The 12800-nt window shown below is 56.5% G+C and carries 12 protein-coding genes and 1 pseudogene; 9 read left to right on the forward strand and 4 right to left on the reverse strand.

What is annotated here, in order from left to right:
• Window positions 1-1013 (forward strand): glucuronate isomerase (locus tag QZ638_RS18045; RefSeq protein ID WP_295813301.1); only part of this gene is annotated, 1013 nt, incomplete at its 5' end.
• Window positions 1014-1171: 158 nt separating this feature from the next.
• Here QZ638_RS18045 and QZ638_RS18050 read toward each other — a convergent pair.
• Window positions 1172-2818: an alkaline phosphatase family protein gene (locus QZ638_RS18050; protein ID WP_295813302.1), complete on the reverse strand. Its 1647-nt coding sequence runs from the start codon at window positions 2816-2818 to the stop codon at window positions 1172-1174.
• An 86-nt stretch (window positions 2819-2904) separates the two neighbouring features.
• Here QZ638_RS18050 and QZ638_RS18055 point away from each other — a divergent pair, with 86 nt between their 5' ends.
• The 5 genes from QZ638_RS18055 (at window position 2905) to QZ638_RS18075 (ending at window position 7331) form a co-directional block, all read left to right on the forward strand.
• Window positions 2905-3426 (forward strand): MarR family winged helix-turn-helix transcriptional regulator, encoded by a 522-nt coding sequence (locus QZ638_RS18055; protein ID WP_295813303.1) that lies wholly within the window; start codon window positions 2905-2907, stop codon window positions 3424-3426.
• Between the two features lie 32 nt (window positions 3427-3458).
• A complete protein-coding gene (locus QZ638_RS18060; RefSeq protein WP_295813304.1) occupies window positions 3459-4412 on the forward strand; it encodes a tripartite tricarboxylate transporter substrate binding protein in 954 nt (317 codons plus the stop codon).
• An 8-nt stretch (window positions 4413-4420) separates the two neighbouring features.
• Window positions 4421-4933, forward strand: coding sequence for a tripartite tricarboxylate transporter TctB family protein (locus QZ638_RS18065; protein ID WP_295813305.1), 513 nt, complete (start codon window positions 4421-4423; stop codon window positions 4931-4933).
• Between the two features lie 4 nt (window positions 4934-4937).
• A complete protein-coding gene (locus QZ638_RS18070) occupies window positions 4938-6425 on the forward strand; it encodes a tripartite tricarboxylate transporter permease (protein WP_295813306.1) in 1488 nt (495 codons plus the stop codon).
• Window positions 6426-6716: 291 nt separating this feature from the next.
• Window positions 6717-7331, forward strand: coding sequence for a hypothetical protein (locus QZ638_RS18075; protein ID WP_295813307.1), 615 nt, complete (start codon window positions 6717-6719; stop codon window positions 7329-7331).
• Window positions 7332-7382: 51 nt separating this feature from the next.
• Here QZ638_RS18075 and QZ638_RS18080 read toward each other — a convergent pair whose 3' ends face one another.
• Window positions 7383-8030, reverse strand: a complete 648-nt coding sequence (locus QZ638_RS18080) for a LysE family transporter (RefSeq protein WP_295813308.1) — start codon at window positions 8028-8030, stop codon at window positions 7383-7385.
• A gap of 130 nt (window positions 8031-8160) precedes the next feature.
• Window positions 8161-8296 (reverse strand): annotated as a pseudogene (locus QZ638_RS18085) (IS3 family transposase); the annotation flags it as partial.
• A 209-nt stretch (window positions 8297-8505) separates the two neighbouring features.
• On the opposite strand from QZ638_RS18085, the gene QZ638_RS18090 reads away from it, so the two are divergent.
• From QZ638_RS18090 to yidC, 3 genes are read left to right on the forward strand one after another with little or no spacing between them, the layout of a single operon-like run.
• Window positions 8506-8784, forward strand: a complete 279-nt coding sequence (locus QZ638_RS18090) for a hypothetical protein (protein WP_295813309.1) — start codon at window positions 8506-8508, stop codon at window positions 8782-8784.
• Between the two features lie 41 nt (window positions 8785-8825).
• Window positions 8826-10265, forward strand: coding sequence for a hypothetical protein (locus QZ638_RS18095; protein ID WP_295813310.1), 1440 nt, complete (start codon window positions 8826-8828; stop codon window positions 10263-10265).
• 32 nt (window positions 10266-10297) lie between these two features.
• Complete coding sequence (gene yidC / locus QZ638_RS18100) at window positions 10298-10975, forward strand: membrane protein insertase YidC (protein WP_295813311.1); 678 nt, start codon at window positions 10298-10300, stop codon at window positions 10973-10975.
• A 289-nt stretch (window positions 10976-11264) separates the two neighbouring features.
• Here the strand turns inward: yidC and QZ638_RS18105 are convergent.
• On the reverse strand, window positions 11265-12800 hold a 1536-nt coding region (locus QZ638_RS18105), incomplete at its 5' end, for a sulfatase-like hydrolase/transferase (protein ID WP_295813312.1).

The raw sequence follows: 12800 nt of genomic DNA on the forward strand, positions 1-12800 counted from the left end.
ATCTCAACGTTGCGGAAATTATTGGTCAGGTATGGCGCGTTAATCAATTACTCGGAGCCTACGGTAAAACCGGCATAAAACCGGTTACCAACGTGGTGATGATGGGTATGGGTGAACCGCTACTGAATATGAATAATGTTGTTCCGGCAATGGAATTGATGCTGGACGACTACGGTTTTGGTTTATCAAAACGCCGTGTCACGCTAAGCACCTCAGGGGTGGTACCGGCACTGGATAAACTGGCCGAACTGACCGGCGAGGACATTTCCTCGTGGGACGGCTATCTCGCCGCCCTCCGCAATCGCCGCGCCTTCTTCAAGGCCCATGGCGCTACCGCTACCGATCACGGCCACCCGACCGCGGCAACCGCCGACCTGTCGAAGGGCGAATGTGCCGCACTGTGGGACAAGGTCCGCGCCGGCAAGGCGAGCCCGGCCGATGCCGAACTGTTCCGCGCCCAGATGCTCACCGAGATGGCCGGGATGAGCCTCGAGGACGGGCTGACCATGCAGATCCATGCCGGCTGCTATCGCAACCATAATGCCGGCCTGTTCGCGCGCTTCGGTGCTGACAAGGGCGCCGACATTCCGCTGCAGACCGACTATGTCCACGCGCTGCGGCCGCTGCTCGCCAAATACGGCAATGAGCCAAACCTGACCGTGATCCTGTTCACCCTCGACGAGACCGTCTATTCGCGCGAACTGGCGCCGCTGGCCGGGCATTATCCCTGCCTGCGTCTCGGCCCGCCCTGGTGGTTTCACGACAGTTTCGAAGGAATCATGCGGTATCGCCAAAGCGTCACTGAGACAGCGGGTTTCTACAACACCGCGGGTTTCAATGACGACACACGCGCCATTACCTCCATCGGCGCTCGCCACGACGTGGCCCGAAGGACGGATTGCACATATCTGGCGAACCTCGTGACCACCCACCGTCTCGATGAAGACGAGGCTTTCGACATGGCTCGCCTGCTGGCTGGCGATCTCGCACTCCAGGCTTACCGTCTTTCATGATTGAACAGCGTCGGCGCGCGAGCTTGGCTCCCGCACCGAGGAACCCGCATCGGCTGAAAGGAGAGTGACATCGAGGCGATGACACTCTACACCAATGTGAAGACGTACTCACTTTTTGGCAGGTTTTGCACAAAGCGCCCTTAAAGCTGCGTTCGCTGCTATCTCCCCGGCTTTCCCTTGTAGCGTTCAGAATACTCCGGTCCGACGTCGGCTTCCTCATAGGCGCCGATCAGGATTCCTTTTCCATCGGAGCCACTGCGTCCGGCAATAATTTGCGCATCGGATTTCGTGGTTCGCTGTGAGGGTCTGCGCGCCCATTGCGCAAGACGCTCCGCCATCATCTGCCGAACGTTCTCATACTCCGCATCGTCGCCAAGATCGCGCAGCTCCTGGGGGTCGTTGACGAGATCGAACAGCATGGGTCGAAAACCCTCAATGTGCGTGAACTTCCAGCGCTTGTCCGCAACCATGAACAGACGTGCCTGTTTCGGCGACACGCCCAATTCCTCGGCCATCGAGGTCTGGGAATAATCGTATTCGGAGATCACGAAATCCCGCCATTCAGGCGGTTCCTCATCATGCAGGAAAGGCATCAGCGAACGGCCTTCCAGAACATGGTCGGGAACCTCGCCGCCGGCGAACTCGACAAAGGTCGCCGCCAGATCGATCGACTCGACCAGTTCGTCGCAAATCCGCCCGCGCGTGGCGTCCGCTTCCGCAGAGGGATCGAACACGATCATCGGCACCTTGACGGATTGTTCGTGAAAGAGATCCTTTTCGCCAAGCCAATGATCGCCGAGATAATCCCCATGATCGGAGGTGATCACGATCATTGTGTCTTCCAAACGGCCCGCCTTCTCCAGGACATCCAGCAACTGCCCAAGCTGGTCGTCGCACTGCTTGATGAGGCCCATATAGGCCGGAACAACCTTCTCGCGAACCTCATCGCGCCGAAAGGCCCTGCCGACCGTGTTTTCCATGAACGCGCGATAGAGCGGGTGCGGGTTCTGCCGCTCGCCATCGGAGCGCACGGGCGCGATCACATCGTCTGCAGTATAAAGGTCGTGATAGGGTGCGGGCACGATATAGGGCCAGTGAGGCTTGATATAGGACAGGTGGCAAAGCCAAGGAGTGTCTCCGCGCGATGCAATGAAATCCTCGGCCCGGCGCGTCAGCCAGGGTGTCTCGGAATCCTCTTCTGCAATGTTTGCCGGCCTGTCAGCATTTTCCATGAACCACCCGGACGCCATGACGCCATCGTCATCGACCGCGGAGTTGGCGAAATCATGCCAGGGGTTCGAGCCGGGATATCCTTTTTTCTTGAGGTAATCGTTATAGGGCTGCGGACCGGTATCGTAATGGCCTGCAGGCCCTTCGCCCCACAAGCCGTCATCGCGGATGAAGATATCGAAGCCGCACTCGGCCACGCGTGCACCGATAATCGTGTCTCGCCTCAGACCGAGCCGCTCCATGCCGTCGGTATCCACCCGCATATGCGTCTTGCCGACAAGAACCGCATCCATGCCCAACCGTCTCAGGTGATCGCCGAGTGTGATTTCCCCGACCTTGAGGGGAAAACCGTTCCAACTGGCGCCGTGGGAATGCACGTAACGACCGGTGTAGAAACTCATGCGTGACGCGCCGCACACGGGTGACTGGACATAGGACCGCGTGAATCGCACGCCCATGGAGGCAACCCGGTCGAAGTTCGGCGTCTCCAGGTGAGGATGGCCTGCGCAGCTTAAATAATCGAACCGCAACTGATCATACATAATGAAAAGAATGTTCCTGGGTTTATCCGCCATGGGCCTCCCGTTCGATAAACCGTTGACAAAGACAACAAAACTAAACACGATATCGTTGATTAACGCAACGATATCGAGCAGAGACAATGCCGTCCAACCAGCCTTTGCTGGACGATCTTGACGAGAACGTCGCGCACCATCCGCGGATCGGCGACATTCGCGATCTTCTCACCTTTCGCGTCGCCATGCTCGGCGCCGCAGGCGATCGCATTGGCCAGCAATGGCTCGGAACCGAGTTCGGCTTTCGTATCGTCGAATGGCGCGTGCTCGGCATCATCGCCGCATTGCAGCCGGTGCGCTTCTTCGAGGTCGCCAGAACCTTGCTTATCGACAAGGGGCAATTGAGCCGCATCGTCAACCTGCTGACAAAGAAAGGGTTCGTCGAGGGTACGCCGGATCCGGACGATCAAAGAACGATCCGGCTGTGCACGACAGACGCAGGCGCAGAGATTCATCGGCGAATTCTTAGGCGCGCCTTTGAGCGCAACCAGCTTGTGGTCTCAGCGCTGACGCCGGGCGAACTGGAGACGCTGTTTTCGCTTCTCGACAAGCTGCAACCGTTGATGAGCCACCGGGCCACTCGGACGGCCGGGGAGGCCGAAACCTAGAACGGGCTTGAAAAACGAAATGGGAGGAAGGCATGTTTGGTAGGTTCTTACGCGTAGCGGTCGCTGCAACAGTCGTTCTCGGCGTATCGATGGGAACGGCCCTGGCCGACTGGCCATCAAAACCAATTCAGATCATCATTCCGTGGCCGGCACCGAACGACCCATCCACGCTGGTCGCCAATGCGATTGCGCCGGTGATGTCCGAAGAACTGGGAGTGCCGGTAAAGGTCGTCAACAAGCCGGGTGGCGGAGCGGTCCTTGGCGCGGCCGACCTGGTGAATGCCCGGCCCGACGGTTACACGATGGGGTTGGTTTCGATCGGCCCGATGATCACGCAGGTGCTGCGCGGCAAAACCCCATATAAAAACGAAGATCTCCAGCCTCTCGGTCTGGTGTGGTCCAGCCCCTTCACGCTCGCCGCCCGAGCAGACGCGCCCTATTCCAATCTCGACGAGCTCGCCGAATACGGCAAGAAGAACGAGCTGCGACTGGCGCACTGGGGTCTCGGCGCAGTGCCGACCCTGATTGCGATGAAAGTGGCTGAAACCGGCGGTTTCGAATGGAAGGAGACGGCCTATTCGGAACTTAACCCACTACTGGTCGTGCAGGGCGATGCCGACGTCATCACGTTCTCGACACCCGGCCTGACCGACTATATCGAAGCCGGGAAGATGAAGATCCTAGCAGCCATGGTTCCCGAGCGGCTGCCGGCCTATCCGGATGTGCCCAATGTGTCCGAACAAGGCTATGGTGACGCCTATTCGATCTGGTTTGGGGCATTTGTTCCCAGGAAGACTGAAAAGGAAATCGTCAACAAGCTCTCTTCAGCATTCTTCTCCGCAATGAAGAACGAGAAGGTGACCGAGGTCATCGAGAATGTCGGTGTCGTGCCGCACTCCAGCGGTCCCGAAGAGGCGCGGGCGCGCATGGACAGCGAACTTGCGGCGTTTGGGACGACCATGAAAAATCTCGGGATCATGGAATAATTCGCCCAATGTCACAAAGGACGGATGAAGACGACGCCAGAGCGGCAAAGGTGCCGTTAGGCCACGAAACGCTGGCTGCCGGTGTCGGCCTGTCAGCCGCCGTGCTTTTTATCCTGTCGCCCTGGCTGGTCGATCGTTCCGGCCCAGATCCCTTCTACAAGGGACCGCTGATTTTTCCGATGATCGTGCTGGCCATAACCGCCTTGTCGGCAGTGCCCGCTGTCTTTCGTGTGCTCCGCCTTCGTGCCGTCCGGCCATTCCATATAGATGGTCATGGGTTCCCGGGTCGGGCTGCATTTCTCTTTATCCTGATGTGCCTCTATCCCCCAGCCATCGCCGCCATCGGCCTCGTTGCCGCCACGTTCATGGCGGTGCTGATCGGGCTTCTCATTGTCTATCGACGCTCCTGGCAGTCCCTCGCGGTTGCCACCGTCATGGCCCTGCTCGTGCATCTCGCTTTCAAAACGTTTCTCGACATCTGGTTTCCAGCGCCCTGGCTGTTTGAAATGATCGAGGCCTGAACTCATGGAGTTTCTTGCACAGGGCTTCAGCGAGGCCTTCTTGCTCTCGAACATCGTTGCGCTTGTCGTCGGAACCACGGTCGGCATCATCGTTGGCGTTCTTCCCGGATTGGGACCGATGGTCGGCATGGTGGTGCTCCTGCCCTTCACTTTCTCGCTCGAACCGTCGGTGGCGCTCTCGCTCCTGCTTGGGGTTTTCTGCGGCGGTTATTTCGGTGGATCGGTTCCTGCAATCCTGTTGAGAACCCCGGGTGTGCCTTCCTCGATTGTCACAGCCTTTGACGGTTTTCCTCTTACGGCGCGTGGCGAAGCGCAGATCGCCCTGTCCGCTGCGCTCGTCGGCTCTCTCGGCGGTGGGCTTGTCAGTATTGTCATTCTCGTCGTGCTCGCACCCCTCCTGTCGCATGTGGCGGCGAGCTTCGGGCCGCCGGAATATCTGGTCGCGGCACTCTTCGGCGTCACCCTTGTCGTCGTTTCCTTTCGGGATCAGCTATCGCGCGGCCTACTCCTGCTCGGTGTCGGGTTTTTCCTGTCCACGGTCGGTATCGACGGACCGACGCTCAGCGCACGGTTCACCTTCGGCTTCTGGCCGATGCAAAACGGCTTCGATCTTGTCGCGCTGGTGCTTGGAATATTCGGCATCGGCCAATCTTTGCTCCTTCTCGAGCAGGGAATCTTGAAAACCGACAAACTGGACCTTGGGCGCAACACACTTGATTTTTCGCGTATTGTCGGCACGCTCCGATACTGGCGAACCTTGCTTCGCTCCGGGGTTCTGGGAACCTTTATAGGGCTGTTGCCGGGACCAGGGTCGGTGCTCGCTTCCTTCATCTCCTACGATGTCGCCAAGCGCCGATCCAGCGATCCCGACAGTTTCGGGAAGGGAAACCCCGAGGGATGCGTGGCCTCGGAGGCCGGCAACAATGCAGTGCCTGCGGGTGCGTTGATTCCGCTACTTACGCTCGGCATTCCAGGTGAGGCGCTGAGCGCCGTCCTGCTCGGCATCTTCACGCTGAACGGTATCTATCCAGGACCATTGCTTCTCATCAAAGAGCCGGAACTGATCTCAACGCTTTACTGGTCGATGCTGCTGATCAATCTCATCGCGTTTTCCATGCTCGCATTGCTGCTCCGACCCTTCGCCATGATCGTGAAGGTCCCGCCTGCGATCCTGGCCGTCTGTGTCATTACCGTCTCGCTGATCGGGATCTACGCGGTTAACAGCCGTCTGTTCGATTGTGGTGTGGCACTTGCAGCCGGCGTGGCAGGATATTTTCTACTGCGGCTTGGATGGCCCGTCGTCGCTCTTATCATGGGGATCGTCATGGGGCCCATCATCGAGGATCGACTGCGCCAGACGCTAAGCCTCGGCGAGGGCAATCCCTTATTCGTGTTTGGCCGCCCGGTCTCCTTGACCATTATTGCGCTGGGCGTGATCGTCGTTTGCATGCCGATGATCGTGGCGTTGATCCGCCGCCCGAGACGTTCATAGATCGTGGGGCATCATGAGCAATGGCTGCATACAGTCGACATGAAGGCTATGCCATTGACTGGTGCGATTTTACGTTCCGGCGTTTCCATCTGACGGACGAACGATGTCTCAACCGCGGTAACCGGTCTGCACCTGCCGGTCAGTGACGGGTTATCTATCTCCTTTATAAGCGCTTTCGTGGTAATCTTTCTGTGACGAGACAACCGTCCGAAGGTGATCGCCATGGGATCCGTATCCACGCTCCATTCTATTCGGCCGTTATGCATAGCGGCGGGATTGCTGACGGCCGCTATGCCTGCTGCTTCCGCAGAAGCGGAACCTATCGCCTTCCCGCACAAGAACTGGTCGGATTTTCGCGGCATACTCAATGTGTTCGGTGCATTCCGGAGCGCTTGCCTGGCCCAGCAGGTGACACGGGAACTGCCCGAACAGATCCTGCCCGAGGACTACCAGGTCGTTTCGTCGAGTTTACACGCACTCGGTTTCGAATCCGGCACCGAGCATAAAACAGTGGTTTTGTCCAAGACCGGCGATGAGGAGCGGGATTTCGCCGGCGGACATGCATACATCGAAATGTCGTTTCCCACCGATGCCGCGCCCAGCGGTGAATGCCGGGTCGCATGGAAGCGGGAATGGGACTATTCCAAAGGCGTTGAGGATATAATGATGAGCACGGCCGTTCTCCTCGATTCCTGGACATCTTTCGAACTCAAGGCGGTCCGTTTATCGCGGCCGGATGACGGATTCTCCGTGGCGGATCAATACGGCCTCGTCAGCGAATGGGCCGCACCCTGCTTCGACAGTACTTGGTGCCGCGTTAACCTGCATGTCGATCTGCGGCTCGAAGACGGGATTCATCTCGCGATCAGCCGCGGGGAACCGCCGACAGCCAGCGATGGCAATTGATCCAGTGCTCGTCGAGCCCATGCGGTGTTTTTTGACCGCGGTCAACTGCACTCAAGTTGTTCGAGACGTCAGTATCTTGATCGCTGCCGCACCGAACAGAAATCCCAGAGCGGCATCGAAGGGGCGGCGAAACGAAATGTAGAATCGAGATGCCACCGGCGTCGAAAACAAAACCGCGTAGCCGACAAAGACGAGAATCGCCACAAGTTCGCAAAGCAGAATGGTGAATACCAGAAGCGGCAAAGGAGCCGTATCGCCAAGACCGACAGTGAGCGTTGCGAGCCAAACCAGCGGTGCCTTCGGATTGGTAAGATGCAGCAGCAAACCCCGGACAAAGCTCTGGTTGAGGTTTACGGACGTGACCGTTTGAACCCGGAGCGATTCATCCGCTGCCATCGCCGAACGCCAAGACCGGAAAGCAAGATAAAACAGGTAACAACCGCCAGCCAGCTTCATGGCGGTGAATAGCGCCGCGGATGCCTCCATGGCCGCGACGAATCCGAATACGGCAAAGCAACCCCAGAACATCGAACCTGTCACGACACCGAAAGACAGTGCCACAGCCGAAGGGCGACCACGCGACATCGCTGTCCCCATGATCATAAGCGTTGCAGGGCCGGGACTTGCAACGCCGACCGTGAAGATCGAAAGTATCAGAAGCAAACTCGGAAGATACTGAATCAAAAGGTCAGCCGTCACCGCGACTCTCCATTGCAAAGCCTAGCGAGGCTGGCTCGTCATTCATATCACGCCGTTGTGTGCCATACCACATTCGTCATGAACCGGTTGGATCCCGCCGATTTCATGCTTCGTGTGGGATAGCGGGCGTTGCGGCTTCTCTGCTTCTCCTCAAGCTCCTTGAGATGTCTCATTTGATCGCCCTTCAGGCCACTGAATTCCCAGAGCCATCGGTAACGGGTGAATAGCGTCACGCCGACCGATCCAACAGCCTCGCCAACAATTCTTCGAACCGGAGCTTCTTCAAGGGCATTCCAATGCCTCTTCACTGCCTAACAAACCGCCTCGGGGAAGAGCGCTTTCAGCGGGCGGACCGAGCCGATCCCGCCCAAGGGATGGGATGATGAAACACACGGGTGCAAGCATCCCGGAAACCGGGAACCCTAACACACCGTCAAAATTATTTGACAATATATGACAGTTCTATGACAGTTATATGACAAAAACCAAACGGATTGGCGCCGGAAAGATGCCATTTGGAGCGGGTCACACTCATGGAGTACTCAAGATGAACGTGCAAAAAATCGGATTGATAATCGTATTTCTTGTTTCCGCTACAAGCAACGCCTATGCTTATATTGATCCGGGTACGGGAAGCGTTGTCACAACGGCCATTATAGGTTTCTTCGCAGCCGCTGCTTATACTTGCAGAAAATATTTTTACAAAGCCGTTGATTTATTTAAACCGCGCGCCAAAGGCGACAAGTCAAACTAACGACAACGCAGTGGAGTTGCCATAAGTCGATGAGTTATCAAATGACCGATGCGGTCGGGGATGGATCTTTAATCCCTGACCGGGGTTCTTTTAGGGATCGCAACAATCGTGTTTATGATGATGGCAAGCAGATAATCCGCGGAGTAAGCGCTGAAGCGCTTGCCAACTGGCGGGCGCTTGCCTCGGAGTCTTTTTTTCAGGAGTTGTTGGACGAAGGAAAGGTCGTCGCCACGGAGCAGCTTGAGCGTCCGATTGCTCCGACTGACGAATGGGCGGGCTATCTGAGCCATGAGCGGATTCCCTTTGTGACCTACCCCTATGAATGGTCGTTTGGGATGCTGCGCGACGCGGCGCTGCTGCAACTGGAACTGGTCGAACGAGCGTTCCACGCCGGATGGAGCATGAAGGACGCCACGGCGTACAATATTCAATGGATTGGTTCACGGCCTGTCTTTATCGACATACCATCCTTCACACCATACAGGGCAGGAGAGCCATGGGTCGGCTACAGACAATTCTGCATGCAATTCCTGTACCCGTTAATGCTGCAGGCCTACAAGGGAGTTGATTTCCAACCTTTTCTGCGGGCCGATCTGGAGGGGGTCGATCCGCTGTTGGCCAGCCGTCTGCTGTCTGGCAGCACGCGGTTGCGCAAGGGCGTTCTGACACACGTCTATCTTCATGCCAAGATGCAGGCACGTTATGCCGGTTCCGAACTCGACGAAGCGAAGTCCCTGACGGAAAACAGCGGCAAGCAAGTTTCCAAGAGCAGGAAGATGCACCATTCGGAAGCCATGGTTCTGGGCACGATCCAGGGCCTGAAACGTTTGGTCAATAGGCTCCAGCCCGCTCAGGTCCGCACGACTTGGGGTAGTTACGACACTGATCATAGCTACGGCGATGCTTCCTTCGAGACCAAGAAGAGTTTCGTCGAGCGAGCGGTGTCGTCCGCGCGGCGCCATCTGGTTTGGGACCTCGGCTGTAACACTGGCACCTTTTCGGAGATTTGCGCACGGCATTCCGACTACGTTCTTTCCGTAGATGGAGACGCAAAGGCGATCGAGCGCCTTTATCAAGCGCAGAAAACCAAAGTGGGCACCAATATCTGTCCAGCGATCATGAACCTTGCCAACATCTCCCCCGGTCAGGGTTGGAACGGAGAGGAGCGCAAGGCGTTCGACCGTCGTTCGCGCCCGAACCTCGTGCTCTGTCTGGCGCTCATCCATCACATCGTGATCAGCGCCAATATACCGCTCGGCGCTTTCCTTTCGTGGCTGCGCAAACTCGACAGTGAAGTGGTGTTGGAACTCGTAACACTGGATGATGACATGTCGAAAATGCTTCTACGCAACAGGGAGAACCAGTACGGCGAGTTGACGGAAGCGGGTTTCGAAGCGGCAATCTCAAAGATGTTCCGCATTGTCTCATCCGAACCGCTCAAGGGCGGTCACAGAAAACTCTATCATCTCGTCCCCGTTTAGGGCGCCGAAACAAATCGGGGCGATCGCTCGTAATGGATATTGTCGCTACGATATTGTGGCCAATCATAGTGGCCATGGAGTTCGTCCTGGATGGGTTTCATGCAGTGTCGGGCAGCTACGGCATTGCCATTATTCTGCTGAGTGCAGTGGTCCGCGTCGTGACCAGCCCTATATCACGCATTGGCAGACGACAGGCCCAACGGGAGCGGCTGGTTCAAGCGCGTATGCAACCCGAACTCGCGGAAGCCAGGGCGCAATATACCGGACGCGAGCGTTTCGAGCGCATCGAAACCATATATGCCGAGCACAGCTACCATCCCATCCAGTCGATGGCTTCGCTTCTACCGCTTGTGGTGCAGGTTCCGTTTCTACTGGCGGCTCTACTGTTGCTGGTCGACCATCCAGAACTTGTGGGCGCACGGTTTCTGTTTATTTCCGATCTGTCTAAGCCAGACGCTTTGCTGCAATTATCATTTGTCGGAACGGCGATTAATATTCTGCCTTTGCTGCTGACGGCGGTGGCGCTGCTGGAATCATTTATCGATCCAAATGCAACACGGTCATCGCGCAACCGCTTTATGATCGTCGCTATTGTGTTGCTAGTGCTCATCTACACGCTTCCAGCCGCAGTTTGCCTCTACTGGCTGGCGAGTAATGTTTGGTCGCTGTTTGCCGCCGTGCTTGCTCCGGGTACACCGGCGGCATCGTAGTTCAGCGAGCGCCAGTCAGTGAATGAACGAGGGTGCCCGGATCCCAGGCAGTCATTTCAATGTGGATTCATGTCAGACTTATTTGGCAGCAGCACTGCGCGGATAACGATACTCGAACAAGGAAACAAAGAGGTGGCTTCGAGGCAATCGACGCGGACGTATTGTACGAAAGTGCTCGATTAAGGGTTGGGATCAGATGACGGTTGGTATTGTATGAGCCGGCGCCGTTTTGCTCATGCTCCATACCCATGCTTGACCCTCGCCGAGGAAACAGCGGTCGGATCGGCTGTCATTGTTCAGCCGGATAGACAGCGTTGGTTCGAGGGTCGATCCGTCGCAAACGCCCGGCATTGGGGCCCGACTCTGCGTATGTCCCAACATAACTTCTGTCTTCGACGAGATCAGGCTCGGTCCCGTTTATGCAGGCGAGTACAACGCGAACGGTGTTCACGTTCGAAATGCTCGGGTAAAGCCAGTTCCGGCAGTTCTGCGGCATTCGGATGAGGTTGAGAACGGAGGATCGTTCACGGATCGCAATCGGCTCCCACTTGGTAAACGGATCAGACCATTTTCCATCCAAGCTGAAGGCGCTGCCGTGGTCGGCCTGGAATACGATGATAGCGGAGGGGTCACGCCTGACAATCTCCTCTGCAACCGCAGTGATCTTTCTCTCCGTGCATTCGAGATTTGCAAGATAATATTCCCGCGCTTCCTTAGACCATAACCTGAAATCCACCTTGTAGCTGGAGCGCTCCGTGCAATCCGGGAAATAGAGATATGGCGGGTGCGGCGCCAAATGGTGGACAAAAGTAAAACGCGGTGCATCCGGTGGGCCTTCGGCGCGAAGATGGTTGATCACTTTGTCGATTGCATTGCCGGCCCTGGCGCTCTGCCAACCCTTGGCCTCTTCTTCCGTAAGATTCTTTGTGGGCGCAAACGGCGCTCCAATATCGGCCGGAACAATAAAATCGATTGGCGTCGCGGACCAAAATGTCTGTGACAGGTAACTCGTTTCGTTATCGTCGTAACAGAGCACGTGCGGGCCTCCGCAGCGTCCCCAATTATTGCCAACAAGATAGAATTCGTAGCCAGTTTCCTTGGCTTTTGAGATTGTTTCGGGTGTTTCATTTCTCCTTATCATGCGCGGATATAGAAGTTCGCTGTGTCTGCGATCCAATATTGGCGAACTTTCGTTCAGGAAATAATTACCTTGTAGAATAGACGAGATCGTATAGGAGGTCATGTTATATGACGAGTAGGTCTCATCGGCATGATAAAATCCGAATTTCTCCATTTTCCCGACAAAACCGCTTAGGTCGTATTCGAATAGTTCTTTGAGAACCGCAGCGCTGACGAAAGCGTCAGTAATGAAATAGTATACGTTCGGTCTAGGCGTATCATCCGTGTCGGCGATTACGGTTGGAGCAGCGGCCGTTCCGGGACCATTGATGACCGCTGAAAGGGTTCCCGCCATAGCAGGAACCGCGAGAGTAAACGGAACAGCAGCAAAGATCAGTGCTGTCACACTGAATTCGGACCACCGCGAAAAATAAAACACAATGCAGACTGCGATCAGCACCAGCAGCAGGAAGGCTGCAACGAGTACGCTCGCGGCTTCGTCGCCGGGAGTGAGGAACTGGACGAAACCGTCAAACAAAAAAAGCAGATAGAAACCCACTGCGACTGCAACAGTCAGACGAGACAGCAACTCGAGACGCCGTCCCTTCGGTAGAAAGAACACGAATACGCCCGCCGCAAGTCCGATCACGGCACAAACCACCCCGGTTGTTTCAAGCCATAACAGAAAGAAATCCTCAGGCAGAAA

The organism is uncultured Nitratireductor sp., from assembly GCF_913053745.1.
Taxonomy (GTDB): domain Bacteria; phylum Pseudomonadota; class Alphaproteobacteria; order Rhizobiales; family Rhizobiaceae; genus Nitratireductor.